We start from the raw sequence: 25,809 nt of genomic DNA, 5'->3' as shown, positions 1-25,809 counted from the left end.
GCGCCGCCCCGGCCGCCGGACATCGGCCCCTCCCCCGCCCTACCCCTCGGCCACCACCACGGCCGAGGCCACCCCCGCGTCATGGCTCAGCGACACATGCCACGAGCGGACGCCCAGTTCGGCCGCGCGCGCCGCCACCGTCCCCGTCACCCGCAGCCGCGGCCGGCCGCTGTCCTCGACGTAGACCTCCGCGTCCGTCCAGTGCATGCCGGCCGGGGCGCCCAGCGCCTTGGCGACCGCCTCCTTCGCGGCGAAGCGCGCGGCCAGGGACGCGATGCCGCGGCGCTCCCCGTTCGGCAGGTGCAACTCCTGATCCAGGAAGAGCCGATGGGCCAGCCCCGGCGTACGCTCCAGCGCCGCCAGGAACCGGTCGATCTCGGCCACGTCGATACCGACCCCGATGATGCTCATGCCCAGCACCCTATGGGCCGGACGGCCGCCGACGTGCCGACCTCTCGGCGTTGATTGCGCGAGCTCAGTGGCCGGCGTTCTTCGGCACGGTGATCTGGTGCTCACCCCAGCTCATCCGCGTCGTCGCCTCGTAGTTCACCGTCGTACCCGCGTCGAGACCCGCCTCCCGGGCCCTGGGCGACGGTTCGACCAGCACGCTCTGCTCGCAGAGCATCGCGCCGGTGGACGGGTCCACGACCAGCCGCTGTTGCACACTCCCCAGCGGGGTCCGCGCCGTGCCGGGGAACGCGACACCGACGCCCTCACGCCCCAGAGGATCGGTGACACGCCCCAGCCCCCGGACGCCGGGCAGGTCCGCGATCACCCGATACGCGGCCGCCCGTACGGCGGGCTTCACCGGCATCGTGATGAGGTCGGCCGCCTGGCGCAGCACAGAGGCCGTGCGGCCGTCGCCGGTCTCGGCACCGCTGCTGTCCTCCCCGTACAGCTTCTCCAGCTGACGGCGCAACTCCCCACTGTCGGAGGGCAGTTCACGCAGATCCTGGTACGAGACGTTCCGCGGGCCGAGGGCGTAGATCTTGTCGCCGGCGTCCGTCCGCATGACCATCGGTCGCCCGGTTCCGATCCTGTACCCCAGCGTGCCCTGTCCGGCCGCGGTCGAGGCTTCGGCCTGCACCGTGGCGGGCGAGCCCGCGGCCCGCCAGCGCGCCTGGTCCGCCTCGGTGCGGGGCGCGGTCACGTCGTCCAGACCGGAGACCATCAGGCTCCGGGTTCCCGGACGCACACCCACCGACCACTCCCCCCTCGACGTGGTGCGCACGGCGAAGAGCTGTCCCTTCGCACCGACGACGTTCACGTCCTGCGAGCGCGTGGTGGTCTGCCAGTACGTTCCCTCGGCCGCCGGTGTCTCCGCCTTCTTCGCCACGCTGAGCAGTTCGAGGCGGCCGTCGACCTGGACGTCGGCGCGACCGTCCGACGCCGCCGACCCCGGCGTGGCGGCCGAGGACTGCGGGCGTGCGCTCGCGCGCACGCCTGAAGGATCCTGCCCGTCGAGCGTGCTCACGACCACCACCGACGCCGCGACGGCCGCGACCGCCACGACGGTCCCGAGCGGCCGGATCCCGACCCAGAGGCGCCGCGGTTCCTGGGAGCGTGCCGCGCCACTGTCCGTCGCTCCGGCCAGGATGCGTGCCAGCTCGTCGTGCTGCCGCGGGGAGTCGGCCAGCCGGGCCGGGTCGAGTTCGTCGGGTCGGGCGTCCGCGAGCACCCTCAGGACGTCGGGCCGCCCGGACCGTGCGGGGGTGTTCTTCATGTGAGTGCTCCTTTGCGATCGGTGCTGCGGTGCGGGGCCCGAGCCGGTGGCACTTGCGTGGCCGACGCGTGTGCGGGTGACGCCTGTGCGGGCGGCGCTTGTGCGGGGGCTACGGACGCCGTTTCCGCCGGGGACACCACCTCCAGGGCTTTCTCCAGACGGCGGCGGGCCCGGTGCAGCCGGACGGTCAGCGTCGCGATGGTGCAGCCCAGGACCCGTGCCGCCTGCTTGGGGCTCAGCCCGTGCCAGGCGATCAGGGTCAGCAGCTCCCGGTCGGCGTCGGACAGACTCGCCAGGGCCTGCAACGCGGCTTCCCGGTCGGTCACATCCGCCGCGACGTCACCGACGTCGCCCCGGGCACCACTGCTGATGCGCTGCGCCTCCTCCGCGGCGAGGGCGTACTGGCGGCTGTCCCGGCGGCGCAGTTCGCGCACCAGGTTGCGGGCCACTCCCAGCAGCCAGGGCAGTGCGGGGTGCGGAATGTCCCGCACGCGCCGCCAGGCGACGGTGAACGTCTCGCTCGTGATGTCCTCGCCTACCTGTCGACCCACCAGACTCGTGGCATAGGCGAGGACGCGCGGATAGCACTCCTCGTAGACATCCCTGAAGCGTTGGGCATGTGTCACACGCCATCCCCTCATATCGGCTCTGTCACCAAGCAATGCGTGTGACGGCCCACTTCTTACAGGGCGAGCCGAAATTCATGCGGTGTGGTCCGTGTCACGCCGAGGAGAGGCGAGGGTGCCCCATACGGATCGAGCGGGAACGGCCGCAGCCGTTCCCGCTCGATCTCTGTGCTGTACGCCCGGACGAGTCCTGGCCCGGATCTCTCAGACGGTGCCGGAGTCCGCGATGACGATCTTCTTGGACGTGGCGCCGGAACGGCTGCCGAGCTTCTCGACGGCCCTGACGACGTCCATGCCCTCGACGACCTCACCGAAGACGACGTGCTTGCCGTCGAGCCAGTCGGTGACGATCGTGGTGATGAAGAACTGCGAGCCGTTGGTGTTCGGGCCGGCGTTGGCCATGCTCAGCAGACCCGGCTTGGTGTGCTTGAGCTTGAAGTTCTCGTCCGGGAACTTCGCGCCGAAGATGCTCTTGCCGCCGGTCCCGTTCTGGTTGGTGAAGTCACCACCCTGCAGCATGAAGTCCGGGATGACACGGTGGAACGGCGAGCCCTTGTAGCCGAACCCGTTCTGGCCGGTGGCCAGCTCACGGAAGTTGCGGGCCGTCTCCGGGACCACGTCGTCGTACAGCTTGAACTCGATCCGGCCGAGCGGCTCCCCGTCCGCGGACACCTCGAAGAAGACGTTCTGTCCCATGGCACTGCTCCTCTTGTATTCGAAAGGTCGTGTCCGAGAATAAGAGGGCACCGGCCCACGGGTCGCAGCGGGAACCCCCACAGCGGGACAAACGGCCTAACGCCACCATCGGGACGAGCCTCCCGGCCGCCCCCTGGGGCCTGTCCGGCGGGTCAGGCCCTAGTCACCGTCACCGCTGGACCGATGCACACTCCGCCGCCCGTTGCTCTTCACGGCGGCGCGCACCAGCTGCCCCACGACGAGCGTCACCGCCGCCACGCCCCGGACCCAGCGGGGCCCGCCTCGCGACGCCCACACCACACACACGCACCCACCGATGACAAGCACCAGGAGGCCGGCCAGCACCAGAACGCCCATGTTCCCCACCCTGCATTCGCATATCCGTACGGTGCGGGTGATCCTCTCAGGGGGAGGGCCCCACAGGACGCCCGCCCGAAACTAGGCCGCCGCCAGCTCGCACCACACGTACTTGCCGCGCTGTCCGTTCCTGGCCAGCGGCTGCCAGCCCCACAGATCCGCGCAGGCCCGTACGAGGGCGAGGCCGCGGCCCTCCTCCGCGTCGACGACCCGGTCCCACGGCAGGGAAGGCTCCGGGGGCTGCGGGTCCGCGTCCCAGGCGCCGATGCGCAGGACCCCGGCCCGCCACTGCACCCGTAGCGCCGCCTGGCCCTTCGTGTGCCGTACGGCGTTGGAGACCAGCTCGGCCGCGACCAGCTCGGCGACGTCGGCGAGGCGGATCAGTCCGTGCAGGGTGAGGATCAGGCGGACGGTACGGCGACTGACGGTCACGGCACGGAGGTCGTGGGGGATGTACATCATGTACTCCCAGGGCTCGGCGACGGTTTCGGACATGGGTGAACTCCGTTCGGGCGGTGGGGGGTTGGGGATACGCGGCGATTCCGGGCGGTGGCATTGACGCAGCCGTCGTGGCAGGACGGAGCGGTGCGCTTCCGGTGCCCCGGGGTGTCGCAGAGTGTGCGTTGCGTCACCGACGGTAGGGGTTAATGTTTCGGTTGGGCAAGTCGACCGCGTAATCTGACCCCGAACGAGTCGCGCTCACAGGCGCGTTGCACCGAGGAGCAGTCGATGACGACGAGGCGCGACCCAACGGCACGCCAGATGCGCCTGGCGGTCGAACTGCGCAGACTCCGCGAGGCGGCAGGCCTCAGCGGCCGTCAGGCGGCAGCGCTGCTGGGAGTGAGCCCCGTCCAGCTCAGCCATATCGAGTCCGGTCTCTCAGGGGTGAGCGAGGAACGTCTGCGCCGACTTGCGTCCCACTACGCCTGCGAAGACAGCGAGTTCATCGATGCTTTGGTCTCCTTGGCCACCGATCGGACGCGCGGCTGGTGGGAGGAGTACCGGGGCCTGCTGCCCACGTCGTTCCTGGACCTCTCCGAACTGAACCACCACGCCTGCTTCCGGCGCGATGTGGCGGTCCTGTACGTACCGGGCCTGCTGCAGACGGAGGAATACGCCCGTGCCGTCTTCTCCTCCAGAGTGCCCGAACTCACCCATGAAGAGCTTGAATTGCGTGTCCGTCACCGAATGGCACGCCAGGAGATCACCATCCCGTACGAGTTGGTGATCCACGAGGCGGCCCTACACATCAGGGTCAGTGACCGCGTCGCCTCCCGGGCTCAGCTTGTCCGGCTCCTGGAGATCTCCGAAGCGGACCACATCACCGTGCGCGTCATCCCCTTCGATCTGGACGGCTTCGCCAGGGCCGCCAGCACCATGACCTACGTGGGCGGCCCCGTACCCAAACTGGACACGGTGGTGCGTGACGTACCCCATGGCTCGGCCTTCATCGACTCCGAAGCACAACTGAGCGCCTTCCGAACGCGCTTCCGTAAGGTGGAGGCCGTATCACTCGACCCTGATCGGTCGCGTGACTTCATCCACCGGCTGGCGAAAGAGCTGTGAGGCATCCCATGGACAACTGGCGGAAGTCGTCCTACTCAGGCCCCGACGACGGCAACGAGTGCGTGGAAATCGCGAACTCACCCACCCACATAGCCATCCGCGACTCCAAGGCCCCGGCCAGGGCCACCCTCACCTTCCCGACCGGAGCCTTCGCCACCTTCATCGGCGCCCTGAAAACGACTCACTCGACCGTCACCGACTTCGCCAGGTTCCGAGGCTGATCCACCTCGTTCCCCCGCGCCGTCGCCAGTTCACACGCGAACACCTGCAACGGCACCGTCGCGACCAGCGGCTGAAGCAGCGTCGGCGTGGCCGGAATCCGGATCAGGTGGTCGGCGTAAGGCACCACCGCCGCATCCCCCTCCTCCGCGATCACGATCGTGCGCGCACCCCTCGCCCGGATCTCCTGGATGTTGGACACGATCTTGTCGTACAGAACCGAGCGCCCGCGCGGGGACGGCACGACGACCACGACCGGCAGATCGTCCTCGATCAACGCGATCGGCCCGTGCTTCAGCTCACCCGCCGCGAAGCCCTCGGCGTGCATGTAGGCGAGCTCCTTGAGCTTGAGGGCACCTTCCAGGGCAACCGGATAACCGACGTGCCGCCCCAGGAACAGCACGGTCTTCTTGTCGGCGAGCGATCGTGCGAGCTCCCGCACCGGCTCCATGGTCTCCAGGACCCGTTCCACCTCGCCGGAGATCTGGGACAGGTCCCGGATGACGGCCTGGATCTCGTCGCCCCACTTGGTACCGCGGACCTGGCCCAGGTACAGCGCGACCAGGTAACAGGCGACCAGCTGCGTCAGGAAGGCCTTGGTGGACGCGACGGCGACCTCAGGACCCGCGTGCGTGTACAGCACCGCGTCCGACTCGCGCGGGATCGTCGAACCGTTCGTGTTGCAGATCGCCAGCACCTTGGAGCCCTGCTCGCGGGCGTGCCGCAGCGCCATCAGCGTGTCCATGGTCTCGCCGGACTGGGAGATGGCGATCACCAGCGACCGCGTACCGAGAATCGGATCCCGGTACCGGAACTCGCTCGCGAGCTCCACCTCGCACGGGATCCGCGTCCAGTGCTCGATGGCGTACTTGGCGATCAGTCCGGCGTGGAAGGCGGTCCCGCAGGCCACGATGACGACCTTGTCGACCTCGCGCAGCTCGTGAACCGGGATCCGCACCTCGTCGAGCGTCAGTGAACCCGCCGCGTCGATTCGGCCCAGGAGGGTATCGGCGACCGCCTTGGGCTGCTCGGCGATCTCCTTGAGCATGAAGTAGTCATACCCCCCTTTTCCGCGGCCGACGCGTCCCAGTCGATGTGGTACTTGCGCACGTCCGCCGGACGGCCGTCGAAACCGGTCACCGTCACGCCGTCCCGGCGCAGCTCCACCACCTGGTCCTGCCCCAGCTCGATCGCCGACCGCGTGTGGGCGATGAACGCGGCGACATCCGAGGCGAGAAAGGCCTCGCCCTCTCCCACGCCCACCACGAGCGGCGAGTTCCGCCGCGCCCCCACCACCACGTCCGGATCGTCCGCATGCACCGCGACCAGCGTGAACGCACCCTCCAGGCGGCGGCACACCAGCCGCATCGCCTCCGCCAGGTCGTCGCACGCCGAGAACTCCTCGGCGATCAGGTGTGCGACCACCTCGGTGTCGGTCTCGGAGGCCAGCTCGTGCCCGCGCTCGGCCAACTCGGCACGCAGCAGCGCGAAGTTCTCGATGATCCCGTTGTGCACGACGGCGACGCGCCCGGCGTTGTCGAGATGCGGATGGGCGTTCGCGTCCGTGGGCCCTCCATGCGTGGCCCAGCGCGTGTGCCCGATCCCCGTCGACCCGGTCGGCAGCGGCCGGCCGACCAGCTCCTTCTCCAGGTTGACCAGCTTCCCGGCCTTCTTCGCGGCGGCGAGCCCCCCGTCCGCCAACACGGCGACGCCCGCCGAGTCGTACCCCCGGTACTCCAGCCGCTTCAGCCCGGCCATCACCACATCAAGCGCCGACTGCGACCCCACGTATCCCACGATTCCGCACATGCGCCGCAGCCTAAGCGCCAACAGCCCCCCGAACCCGGCACTCCGTGCCCGAATTCGGAAATTCCAGCCACCTTTTGGTGGGTCCCCCGGCCCCCTGGACGCCTCTGGACGCTCCACGTGACCCCGAGCAGCCGACTACGTGACCCACCCCACCCCCCACCCAGTCCACACTCCCGTAACAATGGACTGTGATCTCTCCGGTCTCCCCGATGCCCCGGAGCGCCCACCGGCACAGGCCGGAGGCGACTCCCTACGTCGACCTCACCCGAGCCGAGTGGAGCGTGCTGCGTGAAAAGACGCCGCTGCCACTGACCGCCGAGGAGGTCGAGAAGCTGCGCGGTCTGGGCGATGTCATCGACCTCGACGAGGTGCGGGACATCTATCTGCCGCTGTCCAGACTGCTCAATCTGTACGTCGGCGCCACGGACGGGCTCAGGGGCGCGCTGAACACCTTCCTCGGCGAGAAGGGCTCACAGTCCGGCACCCCGTTCGTCATAGGGGTGGCCGGGTCGGTCGCCGTCGGCAAGTCCACCGTCGCGCGCCTGCTGCAGGCCCTGCTCTCCCGCTGGCCCGAACACCCGCGCGTCGAACTGGTGACCACGGACGGTTTCCTGCTCCCCACCAAGGAGCTGGAGGCACGCGGTCTGATGTCGAGGAAAGGTTTCCCCGAGTCGTACGACCGTCGCGCCCTCACCCGGTTCGTCGCCGACATCAAGGCGGGGAAGGACGAGGTCACGGCCCCCGTCTACTCCCACCTGATCTACGACATCGTCCCCGACCGGCGGCTCACCGTCCGCCGTCCGGACATCCTCATCGTCGAGGGCCTGAACGTCCTGCAGCCCGCCCTCCCCGGCAAGGACGGCCGCACCCGCGTCGGCCTCGCGGACTACTTCGACTTCAGCGTGTACGTCGACGCCCGCGCCGCGGACATCGAGCGCTGGTACCTCAACCGGTTCAAGAAGCTCCGCCAGACCGCCTTCCAGAAGCCCGACTCCTACTTCCGCAGGTACACGCAGGTCTCCGAGGAGGAGGCGCTCGACTACGCGCGCACGACCTGGCGCACCATCAACAAGCCGAACCTGCTGGAGAACGTGGCTCCCACCCGGGGCCGCGCCACCCTCGTCGTGCGCAAGGGCCCGGACCACAAGGTGCAGCGCCTGAGCCTGCGCAAGCTGTAGCCGCGAGGCCCCCGACGCCGGCTGTGATCGCACGCCGCAACGCCGTCATCCCGTGCGTATACCCTGCGCCGCATGCTGCATCTGCGTCTGATCACCCCGGCCGACCGCACCGACGACGTCGTACGGCTGATCGAGAGGACCGTGGGCACGACCCATCTCGTCGTGCTCACGGGTGCCGCCCGCAACCCGGCGGGGGACGTCGTGACGTGCGACGTCGCGCGTGAAGCGGGCGACGAACTGATCAGCGGGCTACGGGAGATGGAGCTCGACCGGACCGGCTCGATCGCCGTCGAGAACATCGATCTGTCGCTGTCGAAGCGCGCCGACAAGGCGGAGGACGAGGCGCCGGGCGAGAGCGCGGACGCGGTGCTGTGGGAGCACCTGGCCGACGCGACGCACGAGGAGTCGACGCTCTCGGTGACCTACGTCGCCTTCCTCACGCTCGCCACGATGATCGCGGCCTGCGGCGTGGTCCTCGACAACGCGATCCTGATCGTGGGCGCGATGGCGGTGGGCCCGGAGTTCGGGCCGCTGGCCGGCATCTGCACGGCGCTGGTCCAACGCGTCCCACGACTGGCGTGGCGCTCGGTGAACGCGCTGCTCGTGGGCTTCGCGGTGGCGTTGGTGGTGACGGTCGGCTTCACGTACCTCATGGACGCGGTGGGCCTGTTCAGCGCGGTCAGGCTGGACGCCGAGCGACCCAACACCAACTTCATCTACCGTCCCGACGCCTTCTCGTTCGTCGTCGCGGTCCTGGCCGGCGTGGCCGGCACCCTCTCGCTGACCTCGGCGAAGTCGGGCGCGCTGGTCGGTGTCGCCATCTCGGTGACCACGGTGCCGGCGGCGGCGAACGCTGCCGTGGCCTTCGCCTACGGCGAGTACCGGCAGGCCTGGGGCTCCACCGAGCAGCTGCTGCTCAACCTGCTGGGCATCGTGCTGGCCGGTACGTTCACGCTGGTCGTCCAGAAGTGGCTCTGGGCCCAGCAGCGTGAACGTACCGCCAGAACAGGTCGGCTCTAGCCCAGCGCCGACTTCACCGCGTCCGCGAGCCGCCCCGCCACCGACCGCGCGTGGTCGATGTCGGCGGCCTCGACCATGACCCGGACGAGCGGCTCGGTGCCGGAGGGGCGCAGCAGCACCCGGCCGGTGGAGCCGAGTTCCCGCTCGGCCTCGGCGACCGCGGCCGCCAGTTCGGCGGAGCTGTTCACCCGCGAGCGGTCGACGTCGGGGACGTTGATGAGGACCTGCGGCAGCCGCTCCATGACGGACGCGAGGTCCCGGAGCGTACGGCCGGTCTGGGCGATCCGGGCCGCCAGCAGCAGGCCGGTCAGCGTGCCGTCGCCGGTGGTGGCGTGGTCGAGGATGATCACGTGCCCGGACTGCTCGCCGCCGAGCGCGTAGTTGTGCTCCTTCATCTCCTCCAGGACATAGCGGTCGCCGACCGCGGTCTGGATGAGGGAGACACCTTCGCGCTCCATGGCGAGCTTGAAGCCCAGGTTGGACATGACCGTCGCGACAACCGTGTCGGAGCGCAGTGCGGAACGCTCCCGCATCGCCAGCGCGATCACGGCCAGGATCTGGTCGCCGTCCACCTCGGCACCTGTGTGGTCCACGGCGAGGCAGCGGTCGGCGTCGCCGTCGTGCGCGATGCCGAGGTCGGCCCCGTGCTCGACGACGGCGGCCTTCAGGAGGTCGAGGTGGGTGGAGCCGCAGCCGTCGTTGATGTTCAGGCCGTCGGGCGAGGCGCCGATCGTGATGATCTCGGCACCGGCCTGCGTGAAGGCCTCGGGAGACACCCGGGCGGCGGCGCCGTGCGCCTCGTCGAGGACGACCTTCAGGCCGTCGAGACGGTTCGGGAGCACGCCGAGGAGGTGGGCGACGTACTGGTCGAGCCCCTCGTCGTACGCGCGCACGCGCCCGACCCCGGCGCCGGTGGGCCGGTCCCAGGGCGCGCCGGTGCGGTGCTCCTCGTAGACGCCCTCGATCCTGTCCTCCAGCTCGTCGGCGAGCTTGTGGCCGCCGCGGGCGAAGAACTTGATGCCGTTGTCGGGCATGGCGTTGTGGCTGGCCGAGAGCATCACGCCGAGGTCGGCGCCCAGCGCGCCGGTGAGGTACGCCACCGCGGGGGTGGGCAGCACACCGACGAGCAGGACGTCCACACCTGCGCTGGCCAGGCCCGCGACCACGGCGGCTTCCAGGAACTCCCCGGACGCACGTGGGTCCCGCCCGACCACTGCCACCGGCCGGTGGCCCTCGAACGTACCCGCCTCGGCCAGCACATGTGCCGCCGCCACGGAGAGACCGAGCGCCAGCTCGGCCGTCAGATCCGCGTTGGCGACACCGCGCACGCCGTCCGTGCCGAAGAGTCGTCCCACTGGTGTCCTCCTGATGAAGCTCAGTTTTCGGAAGTCATCCGATCATGCAAGCCTTTGAGCGCCTTGTGCCGTTATACGCCTTGGGCTGTGATAAACGAACGCCCCAGCGGCACACAGCGTGCCGCCGGGGCGAACGGTCGTACGAATACGCAGCAGCCAGTGATTAACGCTTGCTGTACTGCGGAGCCTTACGGGCCTTCTTGAGACCGGCCTTCTTGCGCTCGACCGCACGGTCGTCGCGCTTGAGGAAGCCGGCCTTCTTCAGGGCCGGGCGGTTGTTGTCCACGTCCGCCTCGTTCAGCGCGCGGGCGACACCGAGACGGAGCGCACCGGCCTGACCGGAGACGCCGCCACCCGAGATGCGGGCGATGACGTCGTAGCGGTTGTCGAGCTCGAGCACCTTGAAGGGCTCGTTGACTTCCTGCTGGTGCACCTTGTTGGGGAAGTAGTCCTCAAGGGTGCGACCGTTGATCTTCCACTTGCCGGTGCCCGGGACGATCCGGACGCGGGCGATGGCGTTCTTGCGACGGCCCAGGCCGGCCGCCGGCTGCGGGTCGCCGAAGCGGCCCGCGAGCGACTCCGAGGTGTACTCGCCCTCGACGGGGACCTCGGACTCGGTGGTGTAGTTCTCGATGTCGACGAGCTCAGTCTCTTCGACCGGCTGCTCAACGGTGGTCTCGGCCACGATTCTCCTCAGATTCTTTTCTGTCTTAGGGGGTGGTGGCCGGAACTACTGCGCGACCTGGGTGATCTCGAACGGGACCGGCTGCTGAGCAGCGTGCGGGTGGTTCTCGCCCGCGTAGACCTTCAGCTTCGAGAGCACCTGACGGCCCAGGGTGTTCTTGGGGATCATGCCCTTGATGGCCTTCTCGATGGCCTTCTCGGGGTTCTTGGCCAGCAGCTCGTCGTAACGGACGGAGCGCAGACCACCCGGGTAGCCGGAGTGGCGGTACGCCAGCTTCTGGGTCTTCTTGTTGCCGGAGAGGTGCACCTTGTCGGCGTTGATGATGATGACGAAGTCACCAGCATCGACGTGCGGCGCAAAGATCGGCTTGTGCTTGCCCCGCAGGATGTTCGCGGCAGTGGTCGCCAGACGACCCAGGACGACATCCTGGGCGTCGATGACGTACCACTGGCGAGTGATGTCGCCGGGCTTGGGGCTGTACGTACGCACGGTCGTAGCCTTCGCTTCTTCAGTGAGTGGGTCCTGACATGGCCACCACGGACGATCACGACAGCCCTGACCGCACCTCGGTGACGCATACCGAGTGCTGGTCGCTGGTCATCGGCCCCGGTGGACCGGTGTAAGGGCCCCTCACGTGAGAATGAGCAAGCCAATACACATAACGAACTGCAAGAGTACCCGCGGTTGCCCGGACGGGTCAAAACGCGGGTTCGCGACCCGAGCACCTCGGCACTCAGGGCCACGCCAACAGTCCCTGGAAACAGAGTAAGGCAGTCCTTTCCTCCGCAACGGTCCGACTACCCGGCGTCACCGGACGGCCGGTGCCCGGAACCCTGTCGAAGCGTGTCGCACCAACCACCCGGAGATGTCAGTTTTGCCCGTGCGCGCTCAGGTCACGCTAGGGGCTCAAGTGTCCTCCGGTGCGGAACGCCACCCCCCGGACCCCGTCTAAGATGCGGCCCATGAGTTATGGGCAGGGTGGGCAGGGGGAGCCTCCGTGGGATCCCTGGAAGCCTGGTTCTCAGCAACCCGATTGGGGACGTCGGAACCAGACTCCGGACTGGGCGGCACTCGCCGATGCGTCCGAGGCGCGCAACCGTCGGCGCAGACTGCTGGTGATCGTCGGCTCGGCGGTCGCCACGATCGCGGTCGGCGCTGCCGTCGCCGTGGCCGTCGTCTCCTCGAACGGGGACAACCAGGCCGGGAACGCGCCCAGCAAGCTGCCCGCCACCGCGAGCATCCCGAGCGACAGCACGGCGCCGGTGCCGACGTTCGCGCCGACCTCGGCGCCGCCGCCGCTGGATCCGATGGACTTCATATCCAGCGTGCAGAAGGACACCGCGCCGCTCAGCCCGGACATCCTCTTCCCCGGTTCGCAGCTCACGATGGGTGACCGCGTCTATCGCAAGGGCCCCACCGCCTCGACGACGAACTGCGCGTCGGCCGTGCAGGGCACCCTGCCCGCGGTGCTCAACAAGAACGACTGCACCCGGATGATGCGCGTCACCTACAGCAAGGACGGCGTCTCGGTGACCGTCGGCGTCGCGGTCTTCAACACCGCGGCCCAGGCGGCCAAGGCGAAGTCCGAGGCGGACAGCAAGAGCATCATCACCTCACTGTCCGGCCACGGCGTCGCCAACTTCTGCCGCACGTCGATCTGCCGCTCGACCACCAACTCCTACGGCCGTTACGCCTACTTCACCCTGGCCGGCTTCACCAACGGCAAGGACGTGACGACGAAGGACGCCAAGGTCTTCACGACCGGCGACGACCTGGCCGAGTTCGCCTTCCGCCAGATCCGCCGCCGCGGCGAGGCCCAGGCGTCGACGGCGGCCAACCAGTAGGCCGGCCGCCCGCCGCCGTACCCGGGCCCGGGGTCACTTGTTCTTCATGCGCAGCCGGATCGGCACCACAGCCGACTCCAGCTGCGTCTTCAGCGTCATCTTCGAGACCCCCTCGGTCCGCTCCTCGAAACGGATCGGGATCTCGACGGCGCTGTGCCCCGCCCGTACGGCCTTGTACTTCAGCTCGACCTGGAAGCTGTAACCGGCGCTGTCCAGCGTGGCCAGGTCGACGTCGCGCAGGGCCTGGGCCGACCAGAGGTTGAACCCGGCCGTGATGTCCCGGATCCGGGTGCCCAACACGGTACGGGCGTACCGGTTGGCGAAGCGGGAGAGCAGGACGCGGTGCGCGCCCCAGTCCTCGTCCAGCGAGCCGCCCTCGACGTACCGGCTGCCGATGACCAGGCCCACCCCGTTGGCCAGGGCCGTGCCGAGCATCCGGGGCACGGCCTCGACGGGGTGGCTGCCGTCGGCGTCCATCTGGACGACGTACTCGGCGCCCTCGTCGAGCGCGAGGCTCATCCCGGCCGCGTAGGCGCGCCCGAGTCCGTCCTTCTCGGTGCGGTGCAGCACGCTCATCCGGCGCCGCCCCTTGCTGTTGTACTTCTCCGCCAGCTCGTCGGCGATCCTGCCGGTGCCGTCCGGGCTGGAGTCGTCCACGATCTTCAGGTGAAGCCCGTCGAGCGGCAGCTGAAGCACCGCTTCGGCCATTCTCGGCAGGTTGGCCGCCTCGTTGTAGGTCGGCATCACCACAGTGACGGCAGTGCCCGCCCCCAGGTTGTTCGTCATTCCCCTTCTCCTCCCCATATGTCATCTTAAATTTCCCCCCGGTGGACGGCCGTGTCCGGCACGGCACCCGGAAGGCCGCTCCGCTCAGGTGTGGATCTTGCGCCGGGCGGCGTCGTCCTTCTTCCCTGACGTGTCGCCCGTGGCCGCCTTGGCGGACTTTTCGAACAGCACCAGCGTGAGGCTGTCCAGCTTGCGTGTCTTCACGACGCGAAAGCCTCGCTCGACCGCGGTCGCCGTCGCCTTCGGCATACCGCTGAGCGGCTGTCCGTCGAACGTGGTGGACACCAGCCACAGCCGGTCGGCGTTCGCCAGGCACTTCGCGGGCCGCGGGCACTCCGCGGCGCCGAAGGAGCCCAGTTCCTGCGGGGTGCGGTACATGAGCACGTCCCGCGGACGCCCCTTGTCGTCGCGCAGCTCGTAGTCCATCGCCCGGCGCTCCGACAGCGCCCCGCTGAACACGATCCCGTCGCCCTTGCGCTGACCGGCCTCGATGAACTGGGCCGCGCCGCGGAAGTCGGGCTCCCCGAGCGCGTTCTCACGGGTCTCGCGGATGCCCGGGAGCGCCTGCCAGGCGAGCCCTGCGACCGCTGCCGCGGCAAGCACCCAGCCGAACCCACGCCGGGCCGCGGCCCCCGTACCCGCCTTCGGCCCGGCCACCGGCCCGGCGATCCGGCAGACCGCGACCGCGGCGAGCAGCACCCAGGCGGGCGCCGTGAACAGCAGATAGCGCGGCAGAAAGAGATGCAGCTTGGACGCGGTGACATAGGTCGCCAGCGGCGGCAGCACGATCCACACGGCCAGTGGAAGCGCCCGGCGGCCCGCGAAGAACAGGCCCAGAGCGCCCAGCGCCATCACCGGCGCGGCCACCGCCCAGGACCCGAAGAGGTTCTTCGGGAAGTCGACCAGGTCCTTCATGACGGGGTTGTTCCAGGCGATCTGCCCGCTCTGGCCCGTGCCCTGGATCGCCATCGGGATGACGAAGCACAGGCCGACGGTGCCCGCCGCCGCGTACGCCCAGCCCACGATCCGGTCCCCCGAACGCCGGGCCATCAGGACCATCACGACATGCGCACCGAGCACCGCGAGCGAGGCCAGATGGCTCCAGCCGATCATCGGCACGGTGAGGGTGTAGCCCACCCACACCTTGAAGCCGGGCTGCTCCAGAGCCCTGGCGAGCAGCAGCGTCGACAGGAGCACGGCGGCCAGGGCGAAGGCGTACGGCCTGATCTCCTGCCCGTAGCGCGTCACCGTCGGCACCACCGCGAACAGGAAGCCGGCGAGCAGCCCGGTCTGCGTGGTGAACAGCCGCCGCCCGAGCAGAGCGAGCAGTCCCGCGGAGGAGGCCATGGCCAGGGCCCCCGGGATACGCATCGCGGTCGGTGAGTCCCCGGCGAGCGAGACCCAGAAGTGCATCAGCACGTAGTACGGGGTGAACACCACGTCGATGGAGCGGATCAGCTGGCTCAGGTCGTGGAAGGAGAGCGTCGCCGCCCACCAGGTGGCGTGCTCGTCACGCCACAGCTGTCGATGGCCGATCCCGCGCAGGATCAGCGCCAGCGCTGCGGCCGAGGGCAGCAGGAAGACGAGCAGCGCAGCGAGGCGCCCGCCGCGGTCACGGGTGTGCTGCTCGGCCTCGCGCCGCGCCCTCCGTCCTCCGGAACCGGCGCCCGCGGACGTCTCCGAGGCGGGCTCGTACCCCGCCGCCGTACCGCCACCGACCGCCGTCGTGCCGCTCATCGCTTGACCCAGATCCGGTAGGCGTTCTGACCGCTGCTCGTCGTGAACGGGAAGACTGCGGCCAGGCGGTAGTGCGTGTTGCCCTTCAGCCCCTTCTTGACCGCCTCGTACGTCGCCGGAGTCACCGAGCCGTGCATCACGATCACGTCGAAGCGCCCGTCACGCACCGCCTGTTCGAAGGCGTCGGGGCCGGTGTGCTGCTTGCCGTCCTTGCCCCGGTAGTCCATGAAGTAGGTGTTCTGCCACTGGTTCCAGCCGGTGACGTCGCGCAGGTAGTACGCGGGCACCTCCTGCTCCTCTGCCAGGTAGAACCCCTTCTTGTCGACGTGGGCCACCGTGCGCAGATAGGCGACCATCGGCGAGGAGTCCGGGAAGCTGTACGCCTTCTGCGCCTGCACCATGCCGAACACCAGCGCGAGGACATACACCATGATCCCGAGCTGTGGATGCCGGAAGTGCGGGCCGACCAGGCGGGCCATGCCCAGGCCCGCCATGGGCGCGGCGAAGAGCAGGCCGAAGCCGACGTGCTTGTAGAGCGAGACCTCGGTGTGCAGATGGATCTGGTACGCCGGTGCCAGCAGCGCCGTCCCGGTGAGCACCACTCCGAGCCCGGCGCGCCGCACCCGCCCGGCGGTCTCCCCCTCGATCCACGGCATCTCGCCCATCCGCCCGCGCAGCGCGTACGCGACCGAGCCGACGAGCGCCGCCAGGAAGACCAGACCGCCCCACTCGGCGCTGTGCTCCAGCAGCTTCATGGCGGAATCGGCCCCCTGGGCCCGGTTGGTGGTGGTGGAGCTGATGCCGCCGAGCGGCCCGGAGAGGACGTACCCGGCGCCGAGCAGCGCCCCGATGCCCGCGCCGAGGAACACCCCGCGGCTCAGGGTCTTCACCCCGCGGTGCCGGTGTGCGGTGACCACCGCGAGCAGCACCAGCGTCGGCAGATACAGGCCGGAGGCGTACTTCACGGCGAAGGCCAGCGCGGCCGGTGGCGCGGCCAGCAGGACGGCCGCCGAGCGCATCCGGTCGGTGCGCACGACGGCGTACATCGACAGGGCGAGCAGGAAGATCGCGGCGGCGTCGTACGTGGCGAAGTTGCCGAGCACGGTCGTCGACTGGAGGACGGAGAAGAGGGCGGCCGCGCCGAGCGCCGCCCGCAGGTTGAACAGGCGCCGGGTCACCGCGTACAGCAGGCCGGTGGCGGCCAGCATGAACAACAGGCTGAGGACCCGTACGCCCGTCAGCCCGAAGTACGAGTCCACGGCGGCGGCGAGCACCGGGTACAGCTTCGGGTGGCCGGAGAAGTAGCCCGCGAAGTCGACCGGCAGCTTGGTGCCGTGCAGCAGGTTGTTCAGTTCGTAGTGGCCGGAGGCGATGTAGAGCGCCTCGTCCTGGAAGGCCGTCCCCCGCAGCCGCAGCGAGAGCCCGGCCTGCACCAGCAGCAAGCACCCCAGCACTCCGCGCCCGAGCAGCTTGCCGCGCCGGTTGTCCACGGCCCAGGAGGACTCGGGGACGGCGGGCAGTGTGTAGCCGGGGTCGTCGGGCTCAGGTTCGGTTTCGGGTTCGGGCTCCGGTGCGGTCGCACGGACCGGGTTTCCGGGGCTCGAAGGGGTCGAGGGCTCCGCGTACGGGTCGTACGTCTCGTAGTACGGCGGATACGTCTGCTGCTGGGGCGGCCACGCGTACGAGTCCTGCCCGTACGACTCCTGTTGGTACTCCTGGTACTGCTGCTGGTGTTCCTGCGGCGGCTGCGGCTGTCTGCTGCTCATGGCTTGGTCACATCGAATCCGAAGCGGGAGGCGGCGGCCTGCTCGCGGAAGGTGCGCGTCGTGGCCGGACCGCTGGTGATGCGCCAGTCCGCTTCCTTGTCGAAGTTGAACCAGACGAAGCCGATCACGTCGTCGTGTGCGGCCGTCCCCTTGAAAAGGTCGGTGATGTCGGCCGGCTTGCGCTGCCCGGCCTCGGCCGCCGTCTCCGCGATGATCACGGGCTTCTTGGTGAAGGCACGGATCTGGGTCGTCGTCGGCCCGTACAGAGTCGAGAAGGTGGAGGGGCCGGTGCGGGCGTAGTAGCCGATGACTCCGACCCAGTCGACGTACTCCTCGCCCGGCCAGTACGGCTTCAGGCGCACGGTCGGCACCGGGTTGATCACGTTCGGGCTCCACACCCAGATGACCTGGGTGGCGCCCTCCTGGTCGAAGAGGTCGTGGACGTGCCGGTACGCGGCGACGAACTGCGCGGCGGTGGCCTTCTTCGTGCCCCAGGGGTACCAGAAGGCATTCATCTCGTGCGCGAAGCTGATCGCCACCGGCAGGTTGAGCTCCTTGACGGACCTCGCGTAGCCGCGGATGTACGCGTCGTCGGCGCCGGAGGCGATCTGCCCCAGCGTCTTGTCGAAGGGCTCCCAGGCGATGAAGGGCAGCGCCTTGTAGTCCCGGGCGTTCTGTACGGCGGCCGTCTCGTAGCGGTCGCCCCACGCCGAGTAGAACTCGATCAGGTTGGGCTTCTTGCCCGCGGACTTCGCGAAGGCGTCGACGTTCTTCATGTCGGCGGGCGCGCCTTCGGCGGCCAGGCCGAGGTACTTCTTCGCAGGTTTCAGCAACGGGCGTACGTCATACGGGGGTTCCGGCTTGGCCGTCTCGGTGGCCGCTGACTCGCCGGGGTCCGCCGCCTCGCCCTGGGCCCGTCGGTAGTCGTCCCTGCCCTGCTCGGAGAACGTGCTGCAACCGGCGAGGAGTGCGCCGGCGAGCAGGACTGCCGCCAGCGCACGAAAACGATTCATCACGCGATCTGCTCCCGGGGCTGGACGAGCACGCGCCCGACGACCATGGCATAGAAGAGGCCGGCGGACAGCATCAGCGCGAAGTCCGGCGGATAGAGCGTGAGCATGCGCCAGGCGGCGACGCCGATCCACAGCACCGCGGTCCCGGCGCTCCACACGATCATTCCGGTCCAGTACCGGCGCATGCCGTTCTTCTTGGCGCCCTGCGAGCCGGTCGGCTTCCAACCCATCGGACGTCCGCGCAACACGTCCCACACGGCGAAGACATGCGACCACCCGTACATCACCCGAACCGACCAGGCCTCCAGGCGGTACGGCGCCCGGTGCCACAGCGGCAGCACCAGCGTCACGTACGCCACGCTGGGCAGCACCCAGAGCGAGGCCTCGGCGCGCAGCAGATCGGGCCGCAGGATGAGCAGCCCGAGCGGGATCAGCGGGGCGAGAAAGGTCGCGAGGGCGGTCTGCAGGTAGTAGAGGAACCCGGAGACGTAGCACAGCCGCGTCTGGAACTTGAGGTCCATCTCCCAGAACCGCTTGCTGGTCAGCAGCGACAACGAGCCCATGCACCAGCGGTACTGCTGGTTGTGGAAGGCACCGGCGGTGTCCGGGCACACACCGGCCGACAGCGCGACGGGCACGTAGCGCAGCTTCCAGCCCAGCGCCCGCAGGTCGAAACCGGTGTACATGTCCTCGGAGTGCTCGATCAGCGTGATGCCGCCGATCTGGGCGAGGGCCGCGCGCCGGTACACCGCGCACGAGCCGACGCAGATCGATCCGTCCTTGTCCTCGCGGGAGGTCTGCACGGACCGGTAGAACTGCTCCTGCACCGCTCCCGCGCCGCGCTCGATCCAGTTCTGCCGGTCGGTGATCCGGAAGAACTGCGGCGACTGCACGATCCCGACCCGTTCGTCGGCGTCCATGTAAGGCAGCAGCTCGTCGAGCAGATCGGCACGCGGCGCGAAGTCGGCGTCGAGGATGAGGATGTGGTCCCCGCCGGTGATCCCGAAGGCGTGGTGCAGATTGCCCGCCTTCTTGAACCAGCCCCGGTTGGGCCGCACCACATACCTGAAGTCGAAGTCGTGCGCCATGGCCCCGACCTCGGTGTCCGCCGCGTCGTCGAGGACGTACACGTTCACGACGCCCCGGTAGGTGTCCGCAAGCCGGTTCACATGCACCCAGGTGTTGTGCAGCACCTCCAGGGGCTCACCGCACACCGGCAGGAAGACGTCCACACTCGGGTACGCGGCCGGCTGCCAGTGGCGCACCAGCAGCTTGTGCGCCTTGAGGTCGAAGTCCTTGCTCAGCCCGTCCAGATACAACGAGATCAGGTAGTCCGCGACCACGAAGGCGAGCAGCGGCATCGTCAGCCAGAACCACGGGCTGGACGCCGTGAAAAGGAACTGACTCACCGCCAGACACGCGAAGCTGACCAGCGAGCCGAACGTCAGCATCCACAGATGACGCCGCGCGTACGAGTACTTCTCCGCGTCGTCCGGCGGCTGTGGCAAGAGCCCATGGCTCTCCGGCTCGCGTCTGCGCCGATGAGGACGCTCAGCGCGCGCCGCAGCACTCACTGCACTGTTCATGAACCCCCCCAGGACCTGGAACGGACCTGTGAACCCACCCCGAGCCCGGCTGCCCCAAATTCGAACTTTCAGCCGGACCGCGAAAGCATAACCGGCTCTCCCCTTTAAGACTCAACAACCTTGTTACGTGATGGTTTCATCACGAGTCACAGGGGTAGCAGTGGCGCCGCACAGCAGCGAAGCACGCCCCCGCAGTGCGCAAAAAGGTCAACTGATGGTAAGAACAACCACTCAGTCTTCACGTTTGCGCCGCACCTGTGACCATTCCGGGTGCGAACACTAGGGAGAGGTCCCGATTTGCCCGGGTTTTCCGTGCCCGCACGCGGTGGCCGCCATCGCAACCGGCGGCGCAGATGGTTGTTCGCCACAGTGGCCGTGGCCGCTGCGGCACTGATCGGCACGACGATCAGCCTGGTGGCATCCTCGGCCCAGGCCGACCAGACCACCCAGGGCATCGACAATTTGCGCACCAACTGGGACCAGAACGAGGCCGGGCTCTCCCCGGCTGTTGTCCAGTCGTCCGCCTTCGGCCGGCTCTTCGCCACGAAACTGGACGGGCAGATATACGCCCAGCCCCTGGTGCTGGGCGACCAGGTGATCGCCGTCACCGAGAGCAACACCCTGTACGGCCTCGACCGCACCACCGGCGCGATCGAGTGGAGCAAGAACTACGGACCCTCATGGCCGGCCTCGGCGATCGGCTGCGGGGACCTGACACCCAATGTGGGCGCGACCGCGACTCCCGTCTACGACCCGGCCACCAACGCCCTCTACTTCACCACCAAGGTCGACGACGGCACCTCCACGCACCGCCACCCGACGTGGCTGATGCACGCAGTGGACCCGGCCTCCGGAGCCGAGCGCCCGGGGTGGCCGGTCACCATCGCCGGAAGCCCCGTCAACGACCCGAGCGCCAAGTTCGACGCCTACTACGAACAGCAGCGCCCCGGCCTGCTGCTGATGGACGGCGTCGTCTACGCGGGCTTCGGCGCCCACTGTGACGCATGGCCGTACCGCGGCTATGTGGTCGGGGTGAGCACCACCGGGCACAGCATCACCTCGATGTGGGCCACCGCGACCGGTGCCGGCACCGGCGGCGCCGGCATCTGGCAGGCGGGCGGCGGACTGGTCTCGGACGGGTCCGGCCGGATCTTCTTCAGCACCGGCAACGGCATCAGCCCCGCGCCCGGACCGGGCAAGACCGTGCAGGGAACCCTGGCCGAGTCCGTCGTACGCCTCCAGGTCGGCGCGGACAACAGCCTCAGTACGGCCGACTTCTTCAGCCCGAGCAACGCCGCCACCCTCGACCTCAACGACCAGGACATCTCCTCGGGTGCCCCGATGGCGTTGCCGGCCGGCTTCGGTACCACCGAACACCCGCATCTGCTGGTCCAGCAGGGCAAGGACGGGCGGGTGTTCCTGCTCGACCGCGACGACCTCGGCGGCATGGGCCAGGGGCCCCAGGGCGGCGACGCGGCGGTGAGCGTGTCCGGTCCCTACCAGGGCATGTGGGGGCACCCCGCGTTCTGGGGCGGCGACGGCGGCTATGTCTACGTCGTCGGCAACCAGGGTCCGCTGCGCGCCCTCAAGTACGGCGTGCGCAACGGCGGTACGCCCACACTCACCCTCACCGGCCAGAGCCAGGACACCTTCGGCTACACCAGCGGCTCTCCCCTGGTCACGTCGAACGGCAGCGACGAGTCCAGTGCCCTGGTGTGGATGACCTCCGCGAACAACGCCTCCGGCGCCGGCGGCACCCTGCGCGCCTACAGCCCCACGCCCGACGGCAACGGCCGTCTCCAGCTGCTGTGGTCGGCACCGATCGGCACCGCGACGAAGTTCAGCACGCCGACCGCCGAGGGCGGCAAGGTGTACGTCGGCACCCGGGACGGTGTGCTCTATGGCTTCGGCAGCCCGGCCAGGACCGCCCTGACCGCGGCCGCGCTGGACTTCGGCCAGGTCGGTGTGGGCGACAGCGGCTCCGCCGAGATGAAACTGACGGCCACGCAGGACGTCAGCGTCACCGGGCTCAGTGCCTCCGGCGCGTTCACGGTTGACCCGTCCGCCGTACCCACTCCGGAGCAGCCCACGGCGCTGGCGGCGGACGCCACCCTGGACGTACCGATCAGCTTCGCCCCCACCACCACCGGCGGCATCAACGGCACGCTGACCGCGAACCTTTCGGACGGCCAGAAGCTGGTCTTCGCCCTCCACGGCATCGGCACCAGGCCCGGCTTCGGGGCGGCGCCCACCGCCCTCGACTTCGGGGAGGTCCCCACCGGCAGCACCTCGACGCTGAACCTCCAGATCACCAACACCGGTACCGAACCGGAGACCATCGACTCGGTCGACGCACCCCGCGGCGCCTTCTCCGCCTCGGGGCTGCCGAGTGCGGGGACGGTCGTACCGGCCGGTGGCTCGTTCGTGCTCTCGGTCACCTACACGCCGGCCGGCGACCAGGTCGACAGCGACGCGCTCGTGGTCAGCAGCAGCGGCGGCGGCGCCACGCACACACTGAGCGTGCCGGTCAACGCGACGGCCATCACCGGGCAGGGGCACCTGGAGTTCTCCACGAGCTCGCTGGACTTCGGCCAGGTCCCGATCGGCAGCTCGAAGTCGCTGTCGTTCACCATCACCAACACCGGCAACATCCCGGTGACGGTGACCAAGGCCAAGGCACCGACCGGTGACTTCAACAGCCCGGTACAGCTCTCGGAGGGCCTGATCATCGGTCCCGAGCAGACCGCGGTGCAGAGCGTGACGTTCACTCCGCGTTCGGCCGCGGATCTGAGCGCCTCCTACGAGGTCACCGGCACCGGGACCGACACGAACGGCAACGCCCAGGGCGCCATGTACGTACAGGTCAAGGGCACCGGTACCGGCACCGCCACGACCACCTCGACCGCCGACGGACTGTGGCAGACCAACGGCTCGGCGGTGCAGGCCGACGGCGGCGGCGTCCAGCTGACCCCGGCCACCAGCAACCAGGCGGGCACGGCGGTGTACACCAAGCCGCTGCGCACCGACGGTCTGCGGGCCACCTTCACCACGAAGTTCGGCCCCGGCACCGGCGGGAAGGGCATGACGCTCGCTCTCCTCGACCCGGACCAGAACTCCCCCTCGGCGCTGGGCGGAGCCGGTGACAGCCTCGGCATCGCGGGGCGGCCGGGCACGGTGATCGCACTCGCCACCGGCTGGAACGACACTCTCAAGGCACAGAACTTCGTGGGCGTCGGGCGCAGTTCGGCCGACTCGTCGACGATCGACTACCAGTCGGTGGTCCCCCTCAGTGGCTCCCTGCGCCAGGGCACGCACCAGGTCGACATCCAGGTGGCCACCGGCCATCTGTACGTCTGGGTCGACGGGACCCAGGTGGTGGACGCGACACCGACGCTGACATCCACCGCGCTCCTCGCCTTCTCCGCTGCCAACGCCGACAGCGCCGACGTGCAGACGGTGAGCGCCCCGGTCGTCAGCAAGGGGCCGCCGGCGGCCACCTCGCTCCACCTCACCGCCCCGAGCACGGGCGTCCCGGGCCGGACGCTGACCGTCACCGGCACCCTGACCTCGTCCGCGGCGCTTCCCGCGGGCCAGGTCGCGCACATCACGCGGAACGGAACGGCGCTGCCCGACGTGACGACGGGGGCGGACGGCTCCTTCACCTTCAGCGACACCCCGCCCGCCGAGGGCACGTACACCTACGCCGCGAGCTACGCGGGGGACGCGACACACGGGACGGCGAGCACGACGACCCTCGTCCAGGTGTCCAAGCTGGCCACCTCGGTCAGTCTGACCGCTCCGGCGACGGCCACCCGCGCGCAGAAGCTGACGGTGTCCGGCAAGCTCTCCGGCTCGCCCTTCGCCGCCGGTGGGGTCGTCAAGGTGACGAAGACCGACCTCGGACACACGTCAGGCACCGCACTCGCCGACGCCAAGGTCTCCGCGGACGGTTCGTTCACCTTCTCGGACACCCCGCAGATCGGCGGCGCCAACACCTACAAGGTGACCTACGGCGGCGACGTCTCGCACAAGCCGGGCAGCGCCAGCGCGACCGTCCAGGTCTCCCGGACCTCGACGTCCCTGACCATCGCCACCGACCACGCGACATACGCGTACGGTCAGACCGCCAAGGTCACCGCGCACCTCGGCACGACGTACAACAAGCGCACGGTGGCGATCTACGCCCAGCCGTTCGGCGGCACGTCGGTCCTGGTGAAGTCGGGGACGGTGGACAGCCACGGCAACCTGGCCGGGTCCTACAAGCTCGCCCGCAACACCACGTTCAGCGCGGTGTTCGCCGGCGACTACCGGTACGCCCCGAAGACGGTCGCCCGAAGCGTGCAGACCCAGGTACGGGTCTCGGAGAAGCTCTCCGGTTACTACACGAACACGTACTACGGCAGCACCCTCTACCGGGTGTACCACCACACCGCCAAGGAGCAGTTGGACGTCACCGTCACACCCAACAAGGCCGGCCAGTGCCTCGTCTTCCGCGTGCAGCGCTACTACAGCGGCGCCTGGCACACGCAGACCACCACCCCCTGCTCCTCCCTCGGTTCCACCAGCGCCGGCCGCCACCAGATGACTCTCACCAAGTCCGTCAACAGCAGGTTCCGCATCGCCGCGGAGTACATCCACAGCAGTAAGGACAACACCAACCTCAGCACCTGGGGCGCCTGGCAGTACTTCACCGTCAGGCAGTAAGCACGACTGCGACCCGGCTGAACAGCCCCGCCCTCGGACAGCGGCCCAGGGCGGGGCCTCGCTTTCCGCGCGGCAGGTCCTCGTGGCCGACCTCCATGCGCCGACGGAGGCCGCGACCGGGCGCGTCCATGGCCCTGCCGACGGCCCGTGCAGTGGGCCGTGCCACCGCCTTCCGGTCCTCCGCCGACAGCCGGTTCAGCAGCAGCCGGCCCCCGGCAGCGTCCGCCGGTTCCGCGCCTCCTTGTTGCGCGCGGCGAGCAGTTCGTCCGCGGGGTAGCCGACCTCCTCCAGGGTCAGCCCGTGCGGCCGTACGACATGGACGGCCGAGTCCCGTACGCCGGCCGCGAGCACCTTCCCGGGCCAGTCGGGCCCGCGGTGCCCGTCCCCCACGAACAGCAGCGCGCCGATGAGCGAGCGCACCATGTTGTGGCAGAAGGCGTCGGCACGGACGGTGGCGGTGATGACCCCGTCGTCCCCGCGCACCAGGCTCAGCTCCTGGAGCGTACGAATGGTCGTGGCGCCCTCGCGCTTCTTGCAGTAGGCGGCGAAGTCGTGCTCACCCACGAGCCGCTCGGCCGCCTCGTTCATGGCGTCGACGTCGAGCGGCCAGTCGTGCCACAGGACGTGCCCCCGCAGCAGGGGGTCCACTCCCCCGGGATTGTCGGTGACCCGGTACGCGTACCGCCGCCAGATCGCGGAGAAGCGGGCGTTGAACCCGCTGGGTGCCTCCCTCAGGGACCACACCCGCACGTCCTTGGACAGCCGCCCGGCCAGCCGCTTGAGCAGCTTCTCCTCGTGCTCGGCCCACAGCTCGACGGGCAGATCGACGTGCGCCACCTGCCCGCGCGCGTGCACGCCAGCGTCGGTGCGCCCGGCGACGGTCAGCTCGTACGTGGTGTCCCTGGACCGCGTGACGGTCCTGAGGGCGTCCTCTATCTCCCCCTGCACGGTCCGGCGCCCCGAGGCCTGCTTGGCCCACCCGGAGAACTCGGTCCCGTCGTACGACAGATCCAAACGCACCCGTACGAACCCGGCCTGTACTTCGTCACTCACACCTAGATCCTCTCAAGGCCGGCAACTGTGCCGGAAACGCGAAAGCGGGCCCGCCCCCGAAGGGACGGACCCGCTCACAGCCAGGC

At 69.3% G+C, this 25,809-nt stretch carries 21 protein-coding genes and 1 pseudogene; 6 read left to right on the top strand and 16 right to left on the bottom strand.

Going from position 1 to position 25,809, the window contains the following annotated elements; translation table 11 throughout:
• Window positions 1–39 precede the first annotated feature (39 nt).
• The 6 genes from AAFF41_RS28510 to AAFF41_RS28485 all read right to left on the bottom strand — a co-directional run bounded on the left by AAFF41_RS28510 (window position 40) and on the right by AAFF41_RS28485 (window position 3,897).
• Entirely contained in the window at window positions 40–411 is a 372-nt protein-coding gene (locus AAFF41_RS28510) for a holo-ACP synthase (protein ID WP_060895278.1), read from the bottom strand.
• Between the two features lie 64 nt (window positions 412–475).
• Complete coding sequence (locus AAFF41_RS28505; RefSeq protein ID WP_343324819.1) at window positions 476–1,723, bottom strand: CU044_5270 family protein; 1,248 nt, start codon at window positions 1,721–1,723, stop codon at window positions 476–478.
• A complete protein-coding gene (locus AAFF41_RS28500; protein WP_319751781.1) occupies window positions 1,720–2,349 on the bottom strand; it encodes an RNA polymerase sigma factor in 630 nt (209 codons plus the stop codon). The genes AAFF41_RS28505 and AAFF41_RS28500 overlap by 4 nt, the downstream gene beginning before the upstream one ends.
• 204 nt (window positions 2,350–2,553) lie before the next feature.
• The gene (locus tag AAFF41_RS28495; RefSeq protein WP_319751782.1) at window positions 2,554–3,045 is read right to left on the bottom strand and encodes a peptidylprolyl isomerase; all 492 of its coding nucleotides are present in this window, start codon (window positions 3,043–3,045) and stop codon (window positions 2,554–2,556) included.
• Window positions 3,046–3,204: 159 nt separating this feature from the next.
• Window positions 3,205–3,402, bottom strand: a complete 198-nt coding sequence (locus tag AAFF41_RS28490) for a hypothetical protein (RefSeq protein ID WP_319751783.1) — start codon at window positions 3,400–3,402, stop codon at window positions 3,205–3,207.
• 81 nt (window positions 3,403–3,483) lie between these two features.
• Entirely contained in the window at window positions 3,484–3,897 is a 414-nt protein-coding gene (locus AAFF41_RS28485) for an ATP-binding protein (protein WP_343324818.1), read from the bottom strand.
• Window positions 3,898–4,131: 234 nt separating this feature from the next.
• On the opposite strand from AAFF41_RS28485, the gene AAFF41_RS28480 reads away from it, so the two are divergent.
• On the top strand, window positions 4,132–4,968 hold the full coding sequence (locus AAFF41_RS28480) for a helix-turn-helix domain-containing protein (protein ID WP_319751785.1): 837 nt from the start codon (window positions 4,132–4,134) through the stop codon (window positions 4,966–4,968).
• Window positions 4,969–4,976: 8 nt separating this feature from the next.
• Complete coding sequence (locus AAFF41_RS28475; protein ID WP_319751786.1) at window positions 4,977–5,189, top strand: DUF397 domain-containing protein; 213 nt, start codon at window positions 4,977–4,979, stop codon at window positions 5,187–5,189.
• Here the strand turns inward: AAFF41_RS28475 and glmS are convergent.
• Window positions 5,150–6,996, bottom strand: a pseudogene (glmS, locus tag AAFF41_RS28470) (glutamine--fructose-6-phosphate transaminase (isomerizing)). The gene AAFF41_RS28475 and the pseudogene glmS sit on opposite strands and share 40 nt — an antisense overlap.
• Window positions 6,997–7,205: 209 nt before the next feature.
• Between glmS and coaA the strand changes: the two are divergent.
• The gene (gene coaA / locus AAFF41_RS28465) at window positions 7,206–8,174 is read left to right on the top strand and encodes a type I pantothenate kinase (protein WP_343324817.1); all 969 of its coding nucleotides are present in this window, start codon (window positions 7,206–7,208) and stop codon (window positions 8,172–8,174) included.
• Window positions 8,175–8,246: 72 nt separating this feature from the next.
• Entirely contained in the window at window positions 8,247–9,194 is a 948-nt protein-coding gene (locus AAFF41_RS28460; RefSeq protein WP_319751787.1) for a DUF389 domain-containing protein, read from the top strand.
• Here AAFF41_RS28460 and glmM read toward each other — a convergent pair.
• From glmM to rplM, 3 genes are all read right to left on the bottom strand, one after another.
• Window positions 9,191–10,549, bottom strand: a complete 1,359-nt coding sequence (glmM, locus tag AAFF41_RS28455; protein ID WP_319751788.1) for a phosphoglucosamine mutase — start codon at window positions 10,547–10,549, stop codon at window positions 9,191–9,193. The two genes, AAFF41_RS28460 and glmM, sit on opposite strands and share 4 nt — an antisense overlap.
• A 163-nt stretch (window positions 10,550–10,712) precedes the next feature.
• Window positions 10,713–11,234: a 30S ribosomal protein S9 gene (gene rpsI / locus AAFF41_RS28450; RefSeq protein WP_060895271.1), complete on the bottom strand. Its 522-nt coding sequence runs from the start codon at window positions 11,232–11,234 to the stop codon at window positions 10,713–10,715.
• A gap of 45 nt (window positions 11,235–11,279) precedes the next feature.
• Window positions 11,280–11,723: a 50S ribosomal protein L13 gene (gene rplM / locus AAFF41_RS28445; protein ID WP_075028506.1), complete on the bottom strand. Its 444-nt coding sequence runs from the start codon at window positions 11,721–11,723 to the stop codon at window positions 11,280–11,282.
• Window positions 11,724–12,196: 473 nt separating this feature from the next.
• On the opposite strand from rplM, the gene AAFF41_RS28440 reads away from it, so the two are divergent.
• Entirely contained in the window at window positions 12,197–13,078 is an 882-nt protein-coding gene (locus AAFF41_RS28440; RefSeq protein ID WP_319751789.1) for a hypothetical protein, read from the top strand.
• Window positions 13,079–13,111: 33 nt separating this feature from the next.
• Here the strand turns inward: AAFF41_RS28440 and AAFF41_RS28435 are convergent, their stop codons facing one another.
• From AAFF41_RS28435 to AAFF41_RS28415, 5 genes are all read right to left on the bottom strand, one after another.
• A complete protein-coding gene (locus AAFF41_RS28435; RefSeq protein ID WP_319751790.1) occupies window positions 13,112–13,864 on the bottom strand; it encodes a polyprenol monophosphomannose synthase in 753 nt (250 codons plus the stop codon).
• A gap of 84 nt (window positions 13,865–13,948) precedes the next feature.
• Complete coding sequence (locus AAFF41_RS28430; RefSeq protein ID WP_319751791.1) at window positions 13,949–15,601, bottom strand: glycosyltransferase family 39 protein; 1,653 nt, start codon at window positions 15,599–15,601, stop codon at window positions 13,949–13,951.
• Window positions 15,598–17,367, bottom strand: coding sequence for an ArnT family glycosyltransferase (locus AAFF41_RS28425; RefSeq protein WP_343324816.1), 1,770 nt, complete (start codon window positions 17,365–17,367; stop codon window positions 15,598–15,600). Before AAFF41_RS28425 ends, AAFF41_RS28430 begins: the two co-directional genes overlap by 4 nt.
• Window positions 17,364–18,380 (bottom strand): glycoside hydrolase family 26 protein, encoded by a 1,017-nt coding sequence (locus AAFF41_RS28420; protein ID WP_319751793.1) that lies wholly within the window; start codon window positions 18,378–18,380, stop codon window positions 17,364–17,366. Before AAFF41_RS28420 ends, AAFF41_RS28425 begins: the two co-directional genes overlap by 4 nt.
• Window positions 18,380–19,966: a glycosyltransferase family 2 protein gene (locus tag AAFF41_RS28415; RefSeq protein WP_319751794.1), complete on the bottom strand. Its 1,587-nt coding sequence runs from the start codon at window positions 19,964–19,966 to the stop codon at window positions 18,380–18,382. The genes AAFF41_RS28420 and AAFF41_RS28415 overlap by 1 nt, the downstream gene beginning before the upstream one ends.
• Window positions 19,967–20,323: 357 nt before the next feature.
• Here AAFF41_RS28415 and AAFF41_RS28410 point away from each other — a divergent pair, with 357 nt between their 5' ends.
• Window positions 20,324–24,670, top strand: a complete 4,347-nt coding sequence (locus AAFF41_RS28410) for an Ig-like domain-containing protein (RefSeq protein WP_343324815.1) — start codon at window positions 20,324–20,326, stop codon at window positions 24,668–24,670.
• Window positions 24,671–24,865: 195 nt separating this feature from the next.
• Here the strand turns inward: AAFF41_RS28410 and truA are convergent, their stop codons facing one another.
• Window positions 24,866–25,723, bottom strand: coding sequence for a tRNA pseudouridine(38-40) synthase TruA (gene truA / locus AAFF41_RS28405; RefSeq protein ID WP_319751796.1), 858 nt, complete (start codon window positions 25,721–25,723; stop codon window positions 24,866–24,868).
• Between the last annotated feature and the right edge of the window lie 86 nt (window positions 25,724–25,809).

The organism is Streptomyces mirabilis (assembly GCF_039503195.1).
Taxonomy (GTDB): domain Bacteria; phylum Actinomycetota; class Actinomycetes; order Streptomycetales; family Streptomycetaceae; genus Streptomyces; species Streptomyces mirabilis_D.
This window is presented reverse-complemented; position numbering and strand designations above follow the sequence as displayed.